This window comes from Variovorax sp. W1I1, from assembly GCF_030815625.1.
Classification (GTDB): Bacteria; Pseudomonadota; Gammaproteobacteria; order Burkholderiales; family Burkholderiaceae_C; genus Variovorax; species Variovorax paradoxus_C.
Map to the genome: position 1 here is coordinate 2,710,114 of NZ_JAUSWZ010000001.1, position 20,048 is coordinate 2,730,161.

At 67.1% G+C, this 20,048-nt stretch carries 24 protein-coding genes; 19 read left to right on the forward strand and 5 right to left on the reverse strand.

Going from position 1 to position 20,048, the window contains the following annotated elements:
- Positions 1 to 26: 26 nt before the first annotated feature.
- Complete coding sequence (locus QFZ83_RS12675; protein ID WP_307506785.1) at positions 27 to 998, reverse strand: LysR family transcriptional regulator; 972 nt, start codon at positions 996 to 998, stop codon at positions 27 to 29.
- Between the two features lie 120 nt (positions 999 to 1,118).
- On the opposite strand from QFZ83_RS12675, the gene QFZ83_RS12680 reads away from it, so the two are divergent.
- Both QFZ83_RS12680 and QFZ83_RS12685 read left to right on the forward strand, forming a co-directional pair.
- A complete protein-coding gene (locus tag QFZ83_RS12680; RefSeq protein ID WP_307506789.1) occupies positions 1,119 to 2,084 on the forward strand; it encodes an alpha/beta fold hydrolase in 966 nt (321 codons plus the stop codon).
- Between the two features lie 125 nt (positions 2,085 to 2,209).
- Positions 2,210 to 3,001: an SDR family NAD(P)-dependent oxidoreductase gene (locus QFZ83_RS12685; protein WP_307506792.1), complete on the forward strand. Its 792-nt coding sequence runs from the start codon at positions 2,210 to 2,212 to the stop codon at positions 2,999 to 3,001.
- Positions 3,002 to 3,085: 84 nt separating this feature from the next.
- Here the strand turns inward: QFZ83_RS12685 and QFZ83_RS12690 are convergent, their stop codons facing one another.
- Positions 3,086 to 3,565, reverse strand: coding sequence for a hypothetical protein (locus QFZ83_RS12690; RefSeq protein ID WP_307506795.1), 480 nt, complete (start codon positions 3,563 to 3,565; stop codon positions 3,086 to 3,088).
- 32 nt (positions 3,566 to 3,597) lie between these two features.
- Complete coding sequence (locus QFZ83_RS12695) at positions 3,598 to 4,464, reverse strand: pirin family protein (RefSeq protein WP_307506798.1); 867 nt, start codon at positions 4,462 to 4,464, stop codon at positions 3,598 to 3,600.
- 132 nt (positions 4,465 to 4,596) lie between these two features.
- Between QFZ83_RS12695 and QFZ83_RS12700 the strand changes: the two genes are divergently transcribed.
- Together QFZ83_RS12700 and QFZ83_RS12705 are read left to right on the forward strand one after the other, a co-directional pair.
- Positions 4,597 to 5,499, forward strand: coding sequence for a LysR family transcriptional regulator (locus QFZ83_RS12700; RefSeq protein WP_307506801.1), 903 nt, complete (start codon positions 4,597 to 4,599; stop codon positions 5,497 to 5,499).
- Positions 5,500 to 5,585: 86 nt separating this feature from the next.
- Positions 5,586 to 6,191, forward strand: coding sequence for a 2'-5' RNA ligase family protein (locus QFZ83_RS12705; protein ID WP_307506806.1), 606 nt, complete (start codon positions 5,586 to 5,588; stop codon positions 6,189 to 6,191).
- Between the two features lie 73 nt (positions 6,192 to 6,264).
- On the opposite strand, the gene QFZ83_RS12710 is transcribed toward QFZ83_RS12705, so the two are convergent.
- Positions 6,265 to 7,179 carry a LysR family transcriptional regulator gene (locus QFZ83_RS12710; protein ID WP_307506809.1) on the reverse strand — a complete coding sequence of 305 codons (915 nt, stop codon included), beginning with the start codon at positions 7,177 to 7,179 and terminating at the stop codon, positions 6,265 to 6,267.
- A 132-nt stretch (positions 7,180 to 7,311) separates the two neighbouring features.
- On the opposite strand from QFZ83_RS12710, the gene QFZ83_RS12715 reads away from it, so the two are divergent.
- From QFZ83_RS12715 to QFZ83_RS12745, 7 genes are all read left to right on the forward strand, one after another.
- Complete coding sequence (locus QFZ83_RS12715; protein ID WP_307506811.1) at positions 7,312 to 8,301, forward strand: 2Fe-2S iron-sulfur cluster-binding protein; 990 nt, start codon at positions 7,312 to 7,314, stop codon at positions 8,299 to 8,301.
- 28 nt (positions 8,302 to 8,329) lie between these two features.
- Positions 8,330 to 9,589, forward strand: a complete 1,260-nt coding sequence (locus QFZ83_RS12720; RefSeq protein ID WP_307506814.1) for an aromatic ring-hydroxylating dioxygenase subunit alpha — start codon at positions 8,330 to 8,332, stop codon at positions 9,587 to 9,589.
- Entirely contained in the window at positions 9,586 to 10,071 is a 486-nt protein-coding gene (locus tag QFZ83_RS12725) for an aromatic-ring-hydroxylating dioxygenase subunit beta (RefSeq protein WP_307506817.1), read from the forward strand. Before QFZ83_RS12720 ends, QFZ83_RS12725 begins: the two co-directional genes overlap by 4 nt.
- A gap of 127 nt (positions 10,072 to 10,198) precedes the next feature.
- On the forward strand, positions 10,199 to 10,564 hold the full coding sequence (locus QFZ83_RS12730) for a chorismate mutase (protein WP_307506820.1): 366 nt from the start codon (positions 10,199 to 10,201) through the stop codon (positions 10,562 to 10,564).
- The gene (locus QFZ83_RS12735) at positions 10,561 to 11,520 is read left to right on the forward strand and encodes a tripartite tricarboxylate transporter substrate binding protein (protein ID WP_307506823.1); all 960 of its coding nucleotides are present in this window, start codon (positions 10,561 to 10,563) and stop codon (positions 11,518 to 11,520) included. Before QFZ83_RS12730 ends, QFZ83_RS12735 begins: the two co-directional genes overlap by 4 nt.
- Positions 11,521 to 11,539: 19 nt before the next feature.
- Positions 11,540 to 11,860 carry a non-heme iron oxygenase ferredoxin subunit gene (locus QFZ83_RS12740; protein WP_306879345.1) on the forward strand — a complete coding sequence of 107 codons (321 nt, stop codon included), beginning with the start codon at positions 11,540 to 11,542 and terminating at the stop codon, positions 11,858 to 11,860.
- A 92-nt stretch (positions 11,861 to 11,952) separates the two neighbouring features.
- Complete coding sequence (locus QFZ83_RS12745) at positions 11,953 to 12,444, forward strand: RidA family protein (protein ID WP_307506826.1); 492 nt, start codon at positions 11,953 to 11,955, stop codon at positions 12,442 to 12,444.
- A gap of 12 nt (positions 12,445 to 12,456) precedes the next feature.
- On the opposite strand, the gene QFZ83_RS12750 is transcribed toward QFZ83_RS12745, so the two are convergent.
- Positions 12,457 to 13,530 (reverse strand): DUF72 domain-containing protein, encoded by a 1,074-nt coding sequence (locus tag QFZ83_RS12750; RefSeq protein ID WP_307506829.1) that lies wholly within the window; start codon positions 13,528 to 13,530, stop codon positions 12,457 to 12,459.
- Positions 13,531 to 13,591: 61 nt separating this feature from the next.
- Here QFZ83_RS12750 and QFZ83_RS12755 point away from each other — a divergent pair, with 61 nt between their 5' ends.
- The 8 genes from QFZ83_RS12755 to QFZ83_RS12790 all read left to right on the forward strand — a co-directional run bounded on the left by QFZ83_RS12755 (position 13,592) and on the right by QFZ83_RS12790 (position 20,034).
- Positions 13,592 to 15,070: a sensor histidine kinase gene (locus QFZ83_RS12755; protein ID WP_307506832.1), complete on the forward strand. Its 1,479-nt coding sequence runs from the start codon at positions 13,592 to 13,594 to the stop codon at positions 15,068 to 15,070.
- Positions 15,067 to 15,705 (forward strand): response regulator transcription factor, encoded by a 639-nt coding sequence (locus QFZ83_RS12760; protein ID WP_307506835.1) that lies wholly within the window; start codon positions 15,067 to 15,069, stop codon positions 15,703 to 15,705. The genes QFZ83_RS12755 and QFZ83_RS12760 overlap by 4 nt, the downstream gene beginning before the upstream one ends.
- Positions 15,706 to 15,848: 143 nt before the next feature.
- On the forward strand, positions 15,849 to 16,343 hold the full coding sequence (locus QFZ83_RS12765) for a heme-binding protein (RefSeq protein WP_307506838.1): 495 nt from the start codon (positions 15,849 to 15,851) through the stop codon (positions 16,341 to 16,343).
- 17 nt (positions 16,344 to 16,360) lie between these two features.
- Positions 16,361 to 17,044, forward strand: coding sequence for an ankyrin repeat domain-containing protein (locus QFZ83_RS12770; protein ID WP_307506841.1), 684 nt, complete (start codon positions 16,361 to 16,363; stop codon positions 17,042 to 17,044).
- A 43-nt stretch (positions 17,045 to 17,087) separates the two neighbouring features.
- The gene (locus QFZ83_RS12775) at positions 17,088 to 17,732 is read left to right on the forward strand and encodes an FMN-binding negative transcriptional regulator (protein ID WP_307506843.1); all 645 of its coding nucleotides are present in this window, start codon (positions 17,088 to 17,090) and stop codon (positions 17,730 to 17,732) included.
- A 1-nt stretch (position 17,733) separates the two neighbouring features.
- Positions 17,734 to 17,973 (forward strand): hypothetical protein, encoded by a 240-nt coding sequence (locus tag QFZ83_RS12780; RefSeq protein ID WP_306879356.1) that lies wholly within the window; start codon positions 17,734 to 17,736, stop codon positions 17,971 to 17,973.
- The gene (gene tadA, locus QFZ83_RS12785; protein WP_307506845.1) at positions 17,963 to 19,078 is read left to right on the forward strand and encodes a tRNA adenosine(34) deaminase TadA; all 1,116 of its coding nucleotides are present in this window, start codon (positions 17,963 to 17,965) and stop codon (positions 19,076 to 19,078) included. Before QFZ83_RS12780 ends, tadA begins: the two co-directional genes overlap by 11 nt.
- Entirely contained in the window at positions 19,075 to 20,034 is a 960-nt protein-coding gene (locus QFZ83_RS12790; RefSeq protein ID WP_307506847.1) for an LD-carboxypeptidase, read from the forward strand. The genes tadA and QFZ83_RS12790 overlap by 4 nt, the downstream gene beginning before the upstream one ends.
- The last annotated feature ends 14 nt before the right edge of the window (positions 20,035 to 20,048 follow it).

Consider the following 20,048-nt stretch of genomic DNA (forward strand, 5'->3'; position numbering starts at 1 on the left):
ATCGGGATGGCACTTCTTATCGGGCCTCAGGTTCGAAGCTCGGAGGTGTCTAGAAACCCCGGGTGATTCAGACTGCCATCTGCCGCTGCCGCCACTCCTTCGACAAGCGGCGCGTCTTGAAATGCCTCGACCAGAAAGTCGACCATCACCCGCACCTTCGCGCTGAGATGCCGGCGGCTTGCGTAGATCGCCAGGATGTCGACGGGCGGCATGTGATAACCGGGCATGACCTCGACCAACCGTCCGGTGCGCACATCCTCTCCGATCACGAAGCTCGGCTGCCAGATGACGCCGGCACCTGCGAGCGCCGCGGCGCGGGCGGTTTCGCCGTTGTTGGCGCGAAGGGCCCAGCGCACGCGCACGGATTCCAGCGACCCGCCGGGGCCGGCGAACTGCCACTCGTCGGAGGTCGCACCGTATGTGTAGCCGAGGCACAAGTGGCGCGACAGGTCTGTCGGCACTTGGGGCATGCCATGGCTTGAAAGGTAGTCCGGCGAGGCGCAGACCAGGTTCTGCGAACGGCCCAGCCGGCGCGCGATATGGTTGCCCGACGAGGTCCGAGAAATGCGGATGGCCAGGTCGTAGCCCTCTTCGACGATGTCGACCACGCGGTCGATGAGCGCGATGTCGAGTTCGACATCGGGGTACCTCGCCATGAACTTCGGCCACAGCGGCGCCAGCACGAGGCTGCCGAAACTCAGTGGCGCGTTGATGCGCAGGCGCCCCCGCGGCTGGAGGGAGGCGGTGGTCGCCAGCGCCTCGGTCTCCGCGACTTCTTCAAGGATCGATTTTGCGCGGTCGAACAATGCTTCGCCGCCTTCGGTGAGCGACAGGCGGCGCGATGTCCGGTTGATGAGCCGCGTACGCAAGTGCGCTTCCAGCTCGTTGACGTAGCGCGTCACGTTGGCCGGCGAGGTGTCCAGCGCGTCGGCCGCCTTGGTGAAACTGCCTCGCGCCACCACGGTGACGAATACCTCGTAGGCACGCAATCGGTCCATGGCACCACTTCCAATCATTCATAAAAGCTGAATGAGTAAACCACTTTTGGCCTCTTTCTGGAAGTGAAGCTGAACCATAAATTCAGCTCATCCCAGCAACCGACAGAAAGGAAGTTCAACATGACCGACACCGATTTGACCCCCGCCGCCCCCTCCACATCGACCCGCCGCGCCTTGCTCGGCGGTGCCGTCGCCGTGGGCGCCGCCCTGACCATCGGGGGCACCGCACACGCGGCCCCCGCCGCCGACGCCGTGCCGGGCTTCCGCTCGGGCAGCGCGGACGTCAACGGCACCCGCATCCACTACCGCATCGGCGGCAGCGGGCCGACCGTCGTGCTGCTGCACGGCTATGCCGAGACCGGGCACATGTGGAACCCGCTCATGCCGTTGCTGGCGAAAACACACACCGTGGTCGTGCCCGACCTCCGAGGTGCCGGTAATTCGTCGAAGCCCGAGACGGGCTATGGCAAGAAGAACATGGCCGTCGACATCCACGAGCTTGTGCGGTCGCTGGGCATTCGCAGCGTCAGCATCGTCGGCCACGACATCGGCCTGATGGTGGCCTACGCGTATGCCGCGCAGTTTCCTTCGGAGACCGACAAGGTGGTGCTCATGGACGCCTTCCTGCCCGGCATCGGTGCATGGCAGAACGTCTGGCTGCTGCGCGATCTGTGGCATTTCCATTTCCATGGTGCGACGCCGCTGGCGCTCGTGAAAGGGCGCGAGCGCATCTATTTCGAGCACTTCTGGAACGACTTCGCGGCCGACCCGAAGCACTCGGTGCCCGAAGCCGACCGCCAGTTCTACGCCAGGGCCTACGCGCAACCCGGCGGCATGCGTGCGGGGTTCGAATATTTCAAGGCCTTCGAGCAGGATGCGGCCGAGTTCGCCGAACTGGGGAAGACGCCGCTGCCCATGCCGATGCTGGTGCTCTCCGGTGAAAAGGCCGGCGGGGCCTTCCTGATCGAGCAGGGAAAGATGGTCGCGCCCCAAGTGCAGGGCGTGATCGTCAAAGGCTCCGGCCACTGGTTGATGGAAGAGGCACCAGAGCAGGTCATTCCGGCCTTGGTCAACTTCCTGGGCTAGCGGGAAGGCTTGCGCCACATGCATGACATGGGCCCCAGGACGGCAAGGGGGCTTGCCACCCCGCGGGCGGCACGCGCAGCAGAACTCAGCGAACATGAACGTCGAACCAACCCAGGAGAACCAAGATGGATCTGCAACTCGATGGAAAGCTCGCCCTGGTGAGCGGAAGCACCGCCGGCATCGGCTATGCGATTGCGCGCACGCTGGCCGAGGAGGGCGCAAGCGTGATCGTGAACGGCAGATCGCAGGCGGCGGTCGATGAGGCGGTGGACCGCATCCGCTCGGAAACGCAAGGCACGGTGCTCGGCTATGCCGGGGATCTCAGCCGGGCGGACGTCGCGGAGGAAGCCGTGCGTCGTCACTCCGACATCGGCATCCTCGTGAACAACCTGGGCATCTTCGAGGCCAAGGCCTTCGAAGACATCCCCGATGAAGACTGGCAGCGCTTCTTCGACGTCAACGTGCTGAGCGGCGTTCGCCTTTCGCGCCTCGTGCTGCCGCAGATGAAGCAGGCGAACTGGGGCCGGATCATCTTCATCTCGAGCGAAAGCGCGGTGCAGATACCCACCGAGATGATCCACTACGGCATGACGAAGACCGCGCAGCTGGCGGTGTCGCGCGGTCTTGCGGAATCGCTCGCCGGCACGAACATCACGGTGAACAGCGTCCTTCCAGGACCGACAAAATCGCGCGGCGTCGGCGACTTCGTGGAAGGCATGGCGCGCTCGAGCGACAAGAGCTTCGAGCAGGTCGAGGCGGAGTTCTTCGACCACGTGCGCCCGACCTCGCTGATCAAGCGCTTCGCCTCGCCGCAGGAGGTGGCCTCGCTCGTGGCCTACGTGGCAAGTCCGCTCGCCTCGGCGACCACCGGTGCGGCCCTGCGCGTCGACGGCGGTGTCGTCAAGAGCGCCTTTTGAGGAGCGTGGCTCGCTGCATCCCTAACTTCGTTTCAGCGCGACCCTGTTGACCGCGTCAATGGCGGCAGCAGGCGGCACAACGGCTCAAGACTTGACGCGCCCCAGGTGCAGTGCGCCTTTACGCTCGAGTCGCCGGAGGATCGATCCAAGCGTCGAGTAGGGAATGTCGATTCCCCTGCGGACGAGTTCGCTGGCCGCGGCCTTGGGCGTGCGAATTTCCACTGGCAGGTCGGTGACCGCCTTCAACACATCCGCCTCCCGTCCGTGCAGTGTCGGGCGCAACTGGATGAACTGGTTCTCGGGACCCGGGCCCTTGTTGGGCACCACTTCAAGGATGCCTGTGACGCCGGTGCGCTTGCCGCTCTTCAAAGTCATAGCGCCGAAATGTGCAGCGCGGGCCTGAACGAAGTCTGAATGCGCAAGCTCGGTCCGGCAGGCGACAAGGTGGATCGAACCCGATCGATTCGTTTCTCGTCGCGGGTGCTTGGGCCGACGCACTTCGCCCGATACCGGTCTGATCCGGAGTGGGTTGGCGCTGGACAACGTCATGTGCTGAGCAAACAAGGAGGCCTCCGCTGCAGGAGGCCTCTGAACGCTCAGGCAGCCATCCGCCCGAAGCGGCCGCTGTTGAAGTCAGCCACGGCCTGGCGGATCTCGGCCTCGCTGTTCATCACGAACGGGCCATACCCCACCACGGGCTCGTCGATCGGCTCGCCCGACAGCCACAGCACGGTCGCATCGCTGTTGGCCTCGATCTCCACGCCGCTGCCGGCGCGGTCCAGGTGCACCAGTTGCCCTTCGCGCGCAACGGTCGTGCCGTTGACCAGCACCGTGCCGTGCAGGACGACCAGCGCCAGCGTATGGCCTTCCTTCGCGTCGAACCGGCCGATGCCGCCCTGGCCGATGCGCAGGTCCCACACGTCCATCGCGGTGAAGGTTTGCGCCGGGCCGCGATGCCCGTCGAATTCCCCGGCGATCACGCGCACCCGGCCTGCGCCTTCGGGCAGGTCGACCGACGGGATCTGCGCATTCAGCAGGGTCTGGTAGCCCGGGTCGGCCATCTTGTCCTTCGCGGGCAGGTTCACCCAGAGCTGCACCATCTCGATCGTGCCGCCACGTTCGGTGAAGCCCCGCGAGTGGAACTCCTCGTGCAGGATGCCGCCGCCGGCGGTCATCCACTGCACGTCGCCGGGGCCGATCAGCCCGCCCGCACCGGTGGAATCCTTATGTTCCACCTCGCCCTGGTAGACGATGGTCACGGTCTCGAAACCGCGGTGCGGATGCTGGCCGACGCCGCGCGGGCGCACCGTCGGCTCGAAGGACGTCGGCGTCGCGTGGTCCAGCAGCAGGAACGGGCTCAGGTGCTTGCCGAGGCCGTCGTAGCCGAACAGCGAGCGCACCGGAAAACCGTCGCCTACCCAGTGCGGACGGGGAGCGCTGTAGACACCGAGGACTTTCTTCATGTTCATCTCCTTTGCGTCGCCAGAAGGAAGCTCCTGGCCGATGGATAGAGAATATGGGCCGAACGATGAAGGCAGTAGTGGGCACTATTCGCCATCAGAGTCCTATTCAAGGAACGATGAGGGCGGTTTGACATGAAAGACCTGAACGACCTCTACTACTTCGTGCAAGTGGTGGACCATCGCGGCTTCGCGCCGGCCGGGCGCGCGCTGGGCATGCCCAAATCCAAGCTGAGCCGGCGCATTGCGCTACTGGAAGAGCGCCTGGGCACGCGCCTGATCCAGCGCTCCACGCGGCGCTTCGCCGTCACCGAGACCGGCCAGACCTACTACGGCCACTGCAAGGCGATGCTGGTGGAGGCCGATGCCGCCGACGAAGCCATCGCGCTGACCCACGCCGAGCCCTGCGGCATCGTGCGCATGACCTGCCCGGTGGCGCTGCTCGATGCGCGCATCGCCGACATGCTGGCGGCGTTCATGGTCGCGAATCCGCGCGTGGAGATTCACCTGGAAGAAACGAACCGCCGCGTGGACGTGGTGGGCGAGGGCATCGACGTGGCCATCCGCGTGCGCCCGCCGCCCATCGAGGACAGCGACCTCGTGATGCGCGTGCTCGCCGAGCGTGGGCAATGCCTCGTGGCCAGCCCGCGCCTGCTGGCGAACGGTGTCCCCGAGGTGCCCGCCGATCTGGCGGGCCTGCCGAGCATGGACCTGGGCCTGCCGGCGCACGAGCACGTGTGGAACCTGATCGGCCCCGACGGCACGCAGGCGGCCATCCGCCACCAGCCGCGCCTCATCACGCGCGGCATGCTGGCTCTGCGCGCGGCCGCCGTTGCCGGTGTGGGCGTGGCGCAGTTGCCCTCGATGATGGTGCGCGAGCAGATCGAGCGCGGCGAACTGGTCTGCGTGATTCCGGGCTGGGCGCCGCAGCGCGAAATCATCCACGTGGTGTTTGCCTCGCGCCGCGGACTGCTGCCGGCGGTGCGGGCGCTGGTGGACTTTCTGGCGGAGCGGTTCCAGGCACTGGACGAAGACTGATCGATCTCGACAACCAGGCTGTTTGCTGGTCTTCGCCGTTGCCGAAGAACTCGTGATGAGCGCAGCCCGTGCGCGATGATCGACGCATGTCAGAACAGCTTCTTCTTCCCGGAATCGATCCCCCACCGCGGCCCCTGCCGCGACCCCGAACCAAGGCACGCCGCAAGGAGCCGCTGCCGCACACGCTCTTCCTCGCGATCTTTCCGAGTGCCGAGGACGCCGCATCCATCGCCGCGCTCGGTGCGCAACTCAACGACCGGCATTCGCTGAAAGGAACACTGAGCGAGCCGCATCGCCTGCATGTCACGCTGCATGATCTCGGCGGCTACGAGACGGTGCCGCGCAAGAAGGTGCAGGCGGCACTCGAAGCGGCCGCTGCCGTCGCGGCGCCTTCGTTTGACGTCGTCTTCGACCACGCCATGACCTATGCGAACAGCAAGGCCCTCGTGTTGTGCGGCGAAGAGGGCACCGCTGCCCTTGCGGACTTCAGGCAGCGCCTGGGCGAAGCGCTGGCCGATGCGGGGCTCAAGCCCGACCGCAGCTTCACGCCGCACATGACCCTCGCGTACACGCGGCGCAAGGTCGAGAAGCACGCCATCGAGCCGGTGCGCTGGACCGCGGGTTCCTTCGCGCTCATCGACAGCCATGTCGGCGAAGGCATCCACGAAGTGCTCGGACACTGGCCCGCATGAGCGGTCGACTATTGGGCCCACACGGCCATGGGCGCGGTCGACCAGTTGGCGCTCGCTCGGCAATGCCGGGCAGCTAGTCCTTGTCCGCAAAACTGTCGAACAGCAACCCGCGCAGCCACTGATTCCCCGGATCGCGGTGCACCTTCGCGTGCCAGAACAGGTTGATCGCGATCTGCGGCAGTGCCACCGGGTGAGGGCGCCACACGAGGCCGAAGGGCTCGGCGATGCTTTCTGCGAGACGTTCGGGCACGGTCGCGATCATTCCGCTCGAACGCAGGATGTGGCCGATCGCCACGAAGTGCGGCACCTTCAGACGAATGCGCCGGTGGATGCCCTGCGCGGCCATCACGTCGTCGGCCTTGCCATGGCCGGTGCCGGCGGCCTGCACCAGCACGTGGTCGGCGGCACTGAAGTCCTTGAGCGACACGCTGCGCTTGCGCGCGAGCGGATGCGTGCCTGAGAAGAGGCATACGTAGCGCTGCAGGAACAGCCGGCGCTGGAACACGCCCGCCTTCAGTTGAGGGAGGAGGCCGATGGCAATGTCCACGTGCCCGGCCTCCAGTTCGTCGCGCAGGTTGGTCGCGGTGTTGTTGCGCAGCGTGCTGATCGTCACGCCCGGCGCGGCGACCGAGAGCGCCTCCATCAAGCGGGGCGTGAAGTAGATCTCGCCGATGTCCGTCATCGCGAGCGTGAAGCTGCGCGTGCTGGTGGTCGGGTCGAACACCACCTGCTGGTTGAGCGCGGTGTGCAGCGCGCCCATCGCGTAGGCGACCGGCTCGGCCAGCTGCAGCGCGAAGGGCGTCGGCTCCATGCCGCGCGCGGTGCGCAGGAACAGCTCGTCGCCCAGCAGCTTGCGCAAGCGCGCCAGCGCATTGCTGATGGCGGGCTGCGAAAGCCCGAGCGATTCGGCCACCGCCGAGACGCGCTTCTCGGCCAGCATCCGGTCGAACACCAGCAAGAGGTTGAGGTCGATGTCCTTGAGTTGCATGCCGGACCTTTATTCACATCGGTGATGGAGTCGATTCACCAAATTCTATTGGTCAATCTGCAGGGGCCACGCATCATCCGTCCTCAAGAGACGAGCCGGTCCACGATGCCGGCGCAAAAAGAGAGCCCCGCGATGGACCTGCACATTCACCCCCTTGCCCGCACCCTCCAGGTTCGCCCCGGCGCGAACCTGCTGGAAGTGTTGCGCGAGCACCATGTGCCGGTGTCGTACAGCTGCATGTCGGGGCGCTGCGGCACCTGCCGCTGTAAGGTGGTGTCGGGCCAGGTGCTCGACGCGGGGCAGGACGCGATCCGCCCGGACGGCCAGGGCGAGCGCTATGTGCTGGCCTGCCAGAGCACACTGACCGAAAGCTGCACCATCGAGATCCCCGAGCCCGACGAGGTGGTGGTGCATCCGGCGCGCATCCTGAAAGCGACGGTGACGGGCATCGACGTGCTCACGCACGACATCCGGCGCCTGCGGCTCAAGCCGAACAAGCCGCTGGAGTTTTCGCCGGGGCAGTACGCGCAATTGCAGTTCGCGCCCGATCTCGCTCGGCCGTATTCGATGGCGGGGTTGAGTCTCGATGCGGAGCTCGAATTCCATGTGCGCCGGGTGCCCGGCGGACGCGTGACCGCGCACATCTTCGAGCAGTTGCGCGTCGGAGATTCGGTGCGTGTGAGTGGGCCGCTCGGCACGGCGTACCTGCGCACGAAGCACCGCGGGCCGATGCTCTGTGCAGCCGGCGGCACCGGGCTCGCACCTATTCTTTCGATCGTGCGCGGCGCCATCGCAGGCGGGCTGATGCAGCCGATTCATCTCTACCTGGGCGTGCGCTCCGATGCGGACGTGTACGGGCTCGCCGAACTGCGCGAACTGCAGGCCCAACATGCGGGCCTGAACGTGCATGTGGTGGTCGTCACCGGCCCCGCGCGCGAAGGCCAGCGCCTGGGCCTCATCACCGATGCCATCCGCGCCGACTGGCCCGGCAGCCTCGACGGCTGGCGCGCGTATCTCTGCGGCTCGCCGCCGATGGTCGAGGCGGTGACGCAGCTGGTGCGCACCCGCGGCCTCGCGCCCGAGCAGACCCATGCCGATGCCTTCTACCTGCAAGGCACCTGAAGAATCCAAAAAGACAAGGAGACCCACGATGACCACGCAACCCGTGTTCCCCATCGAGCTGCATTGGGAGAGCGACAAGACCAGCCGCATTCCCTTCATGGCCTACACCGACGAGGCGCTGCACAAGAAGGAGCTGCAGCGCTTCTTCTACGAGAAGCACTGGTGCTACGTCGGCCTCGAAGCAGAGATTCCGAACCCGGGCGATTTCAAGCGCACCGCCATCGGCGAGCGCTCGGTCGTCATGTCGCGCGACGAGGAGGGCGCGATCCATGTGTTCGAGAACGTCTGCGCGCACCGTGGCATGCAGTTCTGTCGCGAGCGCCATGGCAACAAGAAGGAATTCGTCTGCCCGTACCACCAGTGGAATTACACGCTCAAGGGCGACCTGCAGGGCGTGCCGTTTCGCCGTGGCGTGAAGCAGGACGGCAAGGTCCATGGCGGCATGCCCGCGGACTTCAAGACCGAAGAGCACGGGCTCAACAAGCTCAAGGTGGCCTCGCGCGGCGGCGTGGTGTTCGCGTCGTTCGACCACGAGGTCGAATCGTTCGAAGACTTCCTCGGGCCCGACATCCTTCACTACTTCGACCGCCTCTTCGACGGCCGCAAGCTCACCATCCTCGGCTACAGCCGCCAGCGCATTCCGGGCAACTGGAAGCTGATGCAGGAGAACATCAAGGACCCGTACCACCCGGGCCTCTTGCACACCTGGTTCGTGACCTTCGGGCTCTGGCGCGCCGACAACAAGTCGGAGCTCAAGATGGATGCGCGCAGCCGCCACGCAGCGATGATTTCCACGCGCGGCAACGCGGGCAAGGCCGCGCAGGTGACGCAGGTCTCCAGCTTCAAGGAGAGCATGCAGTTGAAGGACCCGCGCTTCCTGGACATCGTGCCCGAGCCCTGGTGGGGCGGGCCGACGGCCGTGATGATGACGCTGTTTCCGAGCCTCATCCTGCAGCAGCAGGTCAACAGCGTGTCGACGCGACACATCCAGCCGGTGGGGCACGACGCCTTCGATTTCGTGTGGACGCATTTCGGTTTCGAGGACGACACCGAAGAGATGACGCAGCGGCGTCTGCGCCAAGCCAACCTGTTCGGCCCGGCGGGCTTCGTCTCGGCCGACGACGGCGAGGTGATCGAGTTCTCGCAGCAGGGCTTCGAGCAGAAGCCTTATCACCGCACGCTCGCCGAACTGGGCGGCCGCGAGGTCGAGAACACCGACCACATGGTGACCGAGACGCTGATCCGAGGCATGTACCGCTACTGGCGCGAAGTGATGGAGGCGGCATGACGAAGATGCTCGACGCCAACGCCTATCTCGAACTGGCAGGCCTCTATGCGGCCTATGCGCATGCGGTCGATTCGGGCAATTGGGACCTGTGGCCCGCGTTCTTCATCGAGGAATGCAGCTACCGCCTGCAGCCGCGCGAGAACCACGAGCGCAACCTGCCGCTGGCGACGCTGTCGTTCGAGAGCCGGGGCATGCTCGAAGACCGCGTGTACGGCATCAAGGAGACGCTGTTCCATGACCCGTATTACCAGCGCCACGTCGTCGGATTGCCGGTGGTGCACAAGGTCGATGACGACGGCGCGATCCACAGCGAAGCGAACTACGCGGTGTTCCGCACCAAGCTCGACGGACCCTCGACTGTGTTCAACGTCGGCCGCTACATCGACAAGGTCGTGCCCACGCCCGAAGGCTTGAAGTTCGCCTCTCGCCTCTGTGTGTTCGACAGCGAAATGATCCCGAACTCCATCATCTACCCGATATAAGGCTCACCCCCAGGCTTGCCCACTTCGTGTGGCCTCCAACCCCCTACCGGGGGCAATACCAGCGGCCCGGCAAAGCCGGTTCCGCGGTATTCCAGAACAGACCATTGAGCAACGAGACACAGCGAACATGCAAAAAGAACCCGAGACACACGGCGCACCGCTGCGCCGCTTTACCGATCCCGCCTACCAGCCGCTGTGCGACAACCTCGCCGGGGTGCGCGAGAACATCGACCGGCTCGATCGCCAGATCGTCGCGCTGCTGGCCGAGCGCGGCCGTTATGTGAAGGACGCGGCGCGCTTCAAGCGCGATGCCTTCCAGGTGTCGGCGCCGCAGCGCCAGCAGGAGGTGATCGACAAGGTGCGGGCGCTGGCCGAGAAGGAGGGCGCCTATCCCGAGGTGGTCGAGGCGGCGTACCGCGCGCTGATCGTGGGCTTCATCGCGCGCGAGCAGCGGGACCATCAAGGCATGGTCAATGTGGAGGCGAAGCCGTGAAGCGGGCCGTCGTTTTCGCCATCGTGGCCGTGGCCGCCGCGGCCCACGCGCAGGACTGGCCGCAGCGCCCCGTGCGCATCGTCGTGCCGTTCGCGGCCGGTTCGTCGCCCGACATCCTCGCGCGCATCGTCAATGACAAGCTCGCGGCGCGCATCGGCCAGCCGCTCATCGTCGACAACAAGCCCGGCGCGGGCGGCAACACAGGCACCGACCAGGCGAGCAAGTCGCAGCCCGATGGCTACACCTTCCTGCTCTCGGTGAATGCGCCGCTCGTCTACAACACGGTGCTCTACAAGAACCTGCCGTACGACCCGTTCAAGGACCTCGTGCCGGTGTCGCTCGCGGCGACCACGCCGAATGTGTGTGCGGTCTCGAATTCGATGAACGTCGATTCGGTCAAAGGCTGGCTCGCGGCGATGAAGCAGAACCCGGGCAAGTTCAACTTCGCCTCGACGGGCAACGGATCGATCTCGCACCTGGGTGTGGAACTCATCAAGCTCAAGACGAATTCGTTCGCCGTGCACATTCCGTATGCGTCGTCGGGGCAGGCGGTCACCGCGATCATCCAGGGCGATGTGCAGTACGCGTGCCTGCCGCCCGTCACCGTGATGCCGCAGGCCAAGGCCGGCCGGCTCAAAGCGCTGGCCGTGACGTCGGCCGAACGTTCGGCCCTGTTGCCCGAGCTGCCCACGCTGCGCGAATCGGGTCTGCCCGACATCCAGGCCGTGCCGTGGTTCGCGTACATGGCGCCCAAGGGCACACCCAACGAGGTGGTGCAGCGCATGAGCCGCGAGATTGCGGCCGTGCTGCAGGACCCCGAGACGAAGAAGCGCCTGCAGACCGCGTACTTCGACCCCGTGGGCAGCACGCCCGAGGCGCTGGCGAAGTTCATGGGCGAGGAACTGGTCCGCTGGAAGCCGGTGATCCAGCGCGCCGGCCTCAAGCCCGACAACTGAAGAGCGAAGGAAAAAAGACATGAGCACGATGACTTGGGTCGATGCCGCGGCGGTCGACGACGTTCCCGCCGACGACGTGGTGGGCATCGAGGTGCAGGGCCGCGACATCGCCCTCTACGGCACCGAAGACGGCATCCACGCGACCGACAACATCTGCACGCACGGCCATGCACGGCTCTGCGACGGTTTTCTCGAGGGCCACGAGATCGAGTGCCCGCTGCACCAGGGGCGTTTCGACGTGCGCACGGGCAAGGCGATGTGCGCGCCGCTCACGGAGGACCTCCGCAGCTATCCGGTGAAGATCGAAGGCGGGCGGGTGTTCCTGGCGTTCGAGGCGTAGCGGGCATCTGTTCCGCATTGGGTCCACGCCATCTGTATCTGTTCTCCCTGCGCTCGGGTGGCGACAATGGCCCCCCGTTTCATGGAACACATATGACGACAGCGCAAAGCCGAGACCAGATTGCCGATCAGATTGCCGCCGAGCTGGGCCACAGCTTCGCCGGGGAAATGCTTGCGGGGGGGCACTATGTGCCGATCGTGCGCGACGGCCGCACGCTCTACACCAGCGGGCAGGTGCCGCGCGTGGGCACCACGGTGGTCGTCACGGGCCGCGTGGGCGACGTGGTGTCGCTGGAGAAGGCGCGCGAGGGCGCGCAGATCTGCGCGCTGCGCTGCCTCACGCTGCTGCGCCGCGAACTCGGTTCGCTCGATGGCGTGGAGAAGGTGCTGCGCGTGGGCGTGTTCATTCAATGCACGGCCGAGTTCACGCAGCAAAGCGAAGTGGCCGATGCGGCGTCCGATCTGCTGCACCGCGTTTTCGGCGATGCCGGCGTGCATGTGCGGACTGCGGTGGGCGTGTATCAGTTGCCGAAGAATGCGAGCGTCGAGCTGGAGATGACGGTCGCCGCGCGCGACACCGCGTAGCGCGCTCTTCCTCTAGCGCGATGGCAGATCGACGATGTCCCGCGCGAGCGAGGCAATCGTCAGCGGGGCGCAGCCCTCGGCGTTGTTGCTCACCGTGACGAAGGCGTTCTGGCCCGCGCGCGTGGTGCCGGCAATCACCTTGGCGAGCGCCGCGCGTGTCTCAGGGTCGGGGTCGACGATCTTGTCGAAGGGTTCGTAGAGCTTCTCGGCATCTTCATAGCCGAACCGGCCGTGCCGGCGGTGCAGGTTCCAGCGGCACACGAGCGGCCCGGGCCACAGGGCGCGCAGCATCGGCAACTGGTCTTCGATCGGCGGCATCTTGGCGTGCAGGCCCATGCAGAAGGTCGCGCCCACGCTGCGCAGCATGTCGGCGAAGGCGGGGCACAGCAGCTGCGGGTCGCGCACCTCGACGGCGATGACGGCATCGGGCGCGGTCTGCTTCAGGCCGGGCAGTGCTTCGAGCATTTCGCCGATGCGCGTGAGCAAGGCTGGCTGATCAGCCAAGAGCTGCGAGGGGATCGGGCTCAACTGGAACACCAGCGCGCCGATGCGGTCTCCGAGACCTTCGAGCGCGGGCTGCACGAATTCCTGGATCGCGATCTCGCTATTGAGGAACACGGGGTTGACCTGCGTGCCGCGGCCGCTTTCGTCGCGCACGGTGGCGTCGGTCACAAGGCTCGGCGCCTTCACCACGAAGCGGAAGTCGGCGGGCACCATCGCCGCATAGCGCGCGTACTGGCTCGCGGTGAGGGCGCGGTAGAAGTTGCGGTCCAGGCTCACGGTGCGGAACAGCGGGTGCTGCGCGAGGGCGGAAAGGCCGTTCTTCGAGAGCACGGTCTCGGCGTATTCGCCGTCCCACACGAGGTTGGCCCAGCCGGGATAGCTCCATGACGAGGTGCCCAGGCGCAGTCCTTGTGGGAGAGCGGCCGCCAGTTCGACCAGGGCCGGATCGGTGGGGACGGGAGCAACGGTGGCGCCGCGCGATTTCTTCTTCGCGGGCGCTTCGGCCTCGGGCGGCGGCGGGGCCGCGGGCGCCTCTAGCGGGCGCGGCAGATCGGGGAAAAGAGAGTCCTGTACTTCGCTCATGCTGGGGCCGCATTCTCGGCCAACACCGGACCGCCTCGCAGCGGCGGGCACAATCCGCGCCATGAAACAGTGGTTGCGCTCGCAGGGTGGTTGGTGGCTGGCATGGCTGGTCCTCACGGTCGTGGGCGCGGTGTGGCTGGCGCGCGCGGAACTCGTGCAACTGCAGCAGGACTTCGAGACAGACGCGCGCATCGCGCACCGGCTCATGAGCCAGCAAGTGGTGCAGTACGACGCGGTGCTCGCCACGCTCGCGCTGCTGGAGCCCGGCGCCGATGCGGGGCAGCCGGAGCAGCGGTTGCCGTCGGTGTACGCATCGATCCTGAAGGTGCAGCGGCGGGCGCGCGACGAAGCATGGCCCGATCAAAAGCAGGCGGACGCGCTGGCCGCCGCGGAGGCCCGGTCGCGCAGCCAGCAGCGCGCCGAACTCGCATCGCTCGACCTCGCACATGGCCGCTATCAGCTTGTGATGGGCGCCACGCCCTTGAGCTATGCGCTCGAAATCGACCTGGCCGGCTCCGTGCCGTGGCGCGACTGGTCGATGAATCCGCAGACGAGCCCGGTGCGTGTGAGCCTGCAACGCGATGGGCAACAACTGGTGCTGCAGCCCGGTCGCATGGGCGAAGGCGGCTGGCGCTTCGGTCTCACCAAGGCGCTCGCGTCTCCGAGCCAGCCCTTCGAACTCGTGGCGGAGCGCCAGGTCGGCTGGGGCGAACTGCCGTGGCGCAGCATCGCCGGATGGGCCGTGGCGATGGCGGTGTTGATGGCCGGCTTGCGGATGGCGCAGCGCCAGCGCATCGCACGGCGCCGGGCCGAAGAACTGCTGCGGCTCGGACAGGTCGCGCGGCTCAATGCATTGGGCGAGTTGTCGGCGGGCCTGGCGCACGAACTCAACCAGCCGCTCACTGCCGTGCTGGCCAACGCGCAGGCCGCGCGCCGTTTGCTCGACGACGATCCGCCCGATCTCGCCACCGCGCGCGACGCGATGGGGCAGGCCGTGGTGCAGGCCCGCCGCGCGGCCGATGTGGTCGGCCGTTTGCGCCGCGTGATCGAACGGCCCGAAGCCGGTGGCGACGTGAAGCCGCTGGTGCTGCAGGAGGTGGTGCGCAGCGCGATGCACCTGCTCGCGCCCGAGTTCGCGCAGCGCGGCGTCGCCGCCCAGTTCGATGCAGGCGCGCAGGCACCGGTGCGCGTGCAGGCCGAGGCGGTGGCGCTGGAGCAGATCGTGCACAACCTGCTGATGAACGCGCTGCAGGCGCTGGACCTCGTGCCCGCGGCCGAACGTCGGCTCGTGGTGTCGGTCGGGCGCAATGGACAGGAGGGCGTGCTGACCGTGACCGACAACGGACGCGGCATTTCGCCCGAGGCCATGCCGCGGCTCTTCGAGCCGTTCTTTAGCACGCGCGAGGGCGGCCTCGGTTTGGGCCTGAGCCTCAGCGAGACGCTGGCGAGCGGCATGGGCGGCAGCCTGACGGCCGCCCATGCGGCGCCGCGCGGTGCGCGCTTCACCTTGCTGCTGCCGCTGGTGGCGCAGTCCGCATGAACACCTCCGCCACGCATCAACCCCAGTCGCCGCTGATCCACCTGATCGACGACGACCAGGCGGTGCGCGACAGCCTCTCGCTGCTCATCGGCACGGTCGGGCTGCGCGTGCAGGGCTGGGCCGATCCGCAGGCCTTCATCGATGGCTTCGACCGCGCGAGCGTCGGCGCCATCGTGCTGGACGTGCGCATGCCCGGCATCAGCGGGCTCACGGTGCTCGACCGGCTGATGGCGCAGGGCGTCGACCAGCCGGTGATCATGCTGACCGGCCACGGCACGGTCGAGATGTGCCGCCGCGCCTTCAAGGCCGGCGCGGCCGAGTTCCTGGAGAAGCCGGTGGACGACGAGCAACTGCTCGAGGCGCTGCAGCAGGCGGTGCGGCAGCATGTGCGCACGCGCGAACGCTCGCAGGCCGACAACGCCGCGCGCGAGCGGGTGGCCCAGCTCTCGGAGCGCGAGCGCGAGGTGCTGGCCTTCATCGTGCAGGGGCTCACCAACAAGGAGATCGCGCGCACGCTGGCGCTGTCGCCGCGCACGGTCGAAACGCACCGGGCCAACCTGTTCGCCAAGCTCGATTGCGATTCGCTCGCACAGCTGATCCGGCGCTATGCGGTGCTGGTGACTTCGGACGCGTGAGGTGCGCGCTCCGTAGTTCTACGGAGCAGCGGGCGTAGCCGTACGAATGGTCGCGGCGGCCGGCGTTTTCTACAGTGGCGCAGCCGTCGGCCACAACAGACAGTGGTCGGCGCATTCACCTGCATCCACTGGAGAAATCACCAATGCGTTCCACCCTTTGCCTCGCCGTCCTGCTCGCCGCATCGGCTGCACAAGCCCAGACGCCGGCTCCCGCCGTGCGCACCGAGAAGAACATCTCGCTGGCCCTCGCCAACCAGATCGCCGCCGAAGCCGTGGCCGCCTGCGCCGCCAACGGCTACAACGTGGCCGCCACCGTGGTCGACCGCGCCGGCACCGTGCGTGCCGTGCAGCGCGCCGACAACGCCGGCCCGCACACGCTGGCCTCGAGCGAACGCAAGGCCTGGACCTCGGCATCGGCCAAGAGCCCGACGCAGGCCATGATGGAAGGCGCGCAGAAGAACCCCGGCGCCGCGAACCTCGTGTACCTGCCGGGCTTCCTGCTGCTGGGCGGCGGCGTGCCGGTGAAGTCGGGCAACGAAGTGATCGGCGCCGTGGGCGTCGGCGGCGCGCCGGGCGGCCACCTGGACGACCAGTGCGCCAACGCGGCGCTCGAAAAGGTCAAAGGCCTGCTGGGCTGAATGTGATGAAGCGCGGTATGTGGTCTTTTATCCTGGCTGGTGTGCTCGGCCTGGGCGCGTCGGCCGGCGTGTCGGCCCAGGTGCCGCCGCTTGCGGCCGAGGTGCTGGCCTATGAAGGGCTGCACCGCGCCGCATGGCATGGCGATCTGCCGAAGCTGAAGGCGTTGATTGCCTCGGGCGCAAGCCTCGATGCCCGGGATGCGAAGGGGCGGACGCCGTTGCATGTCGCCACTTACGCGCGGCAGGGCGAGGCGATCAAGCTGCTCGCCAAGGCGGGCGCAAGCCTCGACCGGCTCGAGGACGACCGCTATGACGCGGTGACCATCGCATCGGTCGCCGACGACCCCGCGACGCTTGCATTGCTGCTGTCGCTCGGCGCCAATCCCGGGCAGACGACGAGCCGCTACGACGGCACCGCGCTCATCGCCGCCGCGCACCTGGGCCACGACGAAGTCGTGCGCCGACTGATTGCGGCCGGCGCGCCACTCGACCATGTGAACAACCTGCACTGGACGGCGCTGATCGAATCGATCGTGCTCGGCGACGGCGGGCCGCGCCACCAGCGCACGCTGGCCGCGCTGCTCGATGCGGGCGCGAGCGTGAAGCTGACCGACCGCCAGGGCAACACGCCGCTGCAACTGGCGAAGGCGCGCGGCTACACCGCGATGGTCAAGCGCCTGGAAGCACCGCGCGCAAGATAGGTCGGCTCGGGGACAATCGGGGTTCGCCACGAGGAAAAAACCCATGTACATGCCCCCGCAGTTCAATGCCAAGGACCCGGCGATCGCGCTGGAGTTGATGCGCTCGCACCCCTTCGCGAGCCTGATCTCGAACGACAACGACGGCCTGCCGTTCGTTACGCACCTGCCGCTGGTGGCACAGGCGGGCGAGGGCGACGGGCTGGTGTTGTGGGGGCACTGCGCCAAGCCGAACCCGCACTGGCGCTACCTGCAGGCGCGGCCGCAGGCGGTCGTTACTTTCCTCGGGCCGCATTCGTACCTGTCGCCCCAGGTCTATCCCGACCTGGCGCGTGTACCGACATGGAACTACCTTGCGGTGCATTGCACGGTCGAGGCCCGTTTGGTCGAGGAGCCCATGGAGAAAGACGCGCTGCTCAAGAAACTCATCGGTGACCACGAACCGGCCTACGCCCAGCAATGGCGCGACCTGGGCGAGGAGTTCCAGCTCAAGATGCTGAACGGCATCGTCGGCTTCGAGCTGAAGGTGACCGCGCTGCAGTGCAAGGTCAAGATCAACCAGCACCGCAAGGAATCGCATGCGGCCATGCGCGCCATGTACGGCGCCGGCACGCCGGACGAGCAGGCGCTGGCGGCGTGGATGGACCGGCTCGGCATGAACGCCGAAGCGCCCGTGGCGGAAGGAAACTGAAATGCGCGTGTTCGGATTGCTCGGCCTGGTGCTGGCGCTCGTGATCGTCGGGTTGATCGCCAAGAAGCAACTGACGACGACGGCCGTGGCGCCGGTGTTGCCGTCCGTGCCCGGCGCCGCGGCGCCCGCACCCGACGAGGCGCCCGCCGATGTGCGCACGCAGAGTCGGCAGGTCCAACAGCAGGTGAAGGATGCGCTCGACGCCGCGGCGCAGGCGCGCAAGATGCCGGATGACAACTGAGTTGCCCTTGCAGACAAACGACGCGCACTGGATGGCGCTCGCGCTGGCCGAAGCGCGTCTCGCGGCCGAGGCGGGCGAGGTGCCGGTGGGGGCGGTGCTGGTGAAAGACGGGCAGGTCATCGCGACCGGCCGCAACACGCCCGTGGCGCAGCACGACCCGAGCGCGCATGCCGAGATCAACGCCCTTCGCGCCGGTGCCGCCGCGCTGGGCAACTACCGGCTCGACGGCTGCGAACTGTTCGTCACGCTTGAACCCTGTGCGATGTGCGCGGGCGCGATGCTGCATTCGCGGCTGGCGCGGGTGGTGTTCGGCGCGGCCGATCCGAAGACGGGCGCCGCTGGATCGGTGCTCGATCTCTTTGCGGAGCCGCGGCTCAACCACCGCACGCAGGTGCAGGGCGGCGTGCTCGCACGGGAGTGCAGTGCGGTACTGCAGGGCTTCTTCCAGCAGCGCCGCAGCGTGGCGCGCGAACAGGCCGAGCCCTTGCGCGACGACGCGCTGCGCACGCCGGCCGAACGCTTCGCTTCGCTGAACGACTACGCCTTCGCGCCGCACTACGCGCAGGACCTGCCGAGCCTGCAGGGCTGGCGCCTGCATTACGTGGACGAAGAGGGCGCAGCGGGCAGCGACGGCCAATCGGCGCCTTGCCTTTGCCTGCACGGCTCGGGCGAATGGGGTTACTTCTTCCGCCATCTTGTCGGCGTTCAAGGTTTGCGCACCCTGGTGCCCGACCTCATCGGCTTCGGCAAGAGCGACAAGCCCAAGCGCGAAGCCGCGCACAAGCTCGAGTGGCACCGCGACGTGCTGCTCGAATGGCTGGACCGCGTGCAGCCACAGCCCGTGGTGCTGGTGCACAGCGTCGCGGCCAGCGAGCTCGCATCGTTGTTGCAAGCCGCGGCTGCCGATCGTTTCGCGGCCACCATCGTCGCCCCCGATGGCGGCGAGCGCATCAAGGACGCGTGGCGCGCGCCATACCCCGACCGCGGCTACGAAGCCGCGCTGCGCGCGCTCGGACCGATCGCTTCGTCCTCGGGTCCGACAGCCGCGCAAGCCACGCTGCTCACGCGTTTGGCGCGCAACGCAATGGGATACTCGACCTCGTGACCAAACACATCTACATCTACTCTCCGTCCAGCGCGATCCGCGACAAGGCCGCCTTCCGGCGCGGCGTGAAACGACTCCAGGCTCTCGGCCACGAGGTCGAGATCGATCCCGACGCGCTCTCGGTGCACCAGCGTTTTGCGGGCGACGATGCCACGCGGCTCGCCGCCATTTCGCGCGCGGCCGCGAGCGGCGCCAACATCGCGCTCATCGCACGCGGCGGCTACGGGCTCACGCGCATCCTCGATCAGATTCCGTACAAGGCGGTGGCCAAGGCGATCCAGAAAGGCACCGAGTTCGTCGGCTGCAGCGACTTCACCGCGCTGCAGAACTCGCTGGTCGCCAAGACCGGGGCCGTCACCTGGTCAGGCCCCGCGGTCGGCGAAGACTTCGGCGCCGAAGCCGGTGCCGACGACATCATGGAAGCCTGTTTCGACGACCTCGTGAGCGGGCAGGGCGAAGGCACCGGCTGGCGCATGCCGGCGCGCGATGCCGACCTGAAGTTCAAGCCCGTGGAAGATGCCGTGCTCTGGGGCGGCAACCTCTGTGTGCTGACGAGCCTGCTCGGCACGCCGTACTTTCCAGTGGTCGACAAGGGCGTCCTCTTCATCGAGGACACGAACGAGCACCCCTACCGCATCGAACGCATGCTCGACCAGTTGAAGATGGCCGGCGTGCTGGGCAAGCAGAAGGCGATCGTGTTCGGCCAGTTCACCGGCATCCGAAAGGTGCCGGGCTACGACCGCGGCTTCGGGCTCGATACGGTGGTCGATCGCCTCCGCGCGTCATTGAAGAAGGTGCCGGTGCTCACGGGCCTGCCATTCGGCCATGTGCCGACGAAGGTGCTGCTGCCAGTGGGGGCGAAGGTGGCGATGGCGGCCGAAGGGCGCGATGTCTTCCTCGTGTGGGGGCACCGGCATGCCCATTCGCACGACCATGACCACGCGCACTCGCACTGAATGCCGCCCGGGTT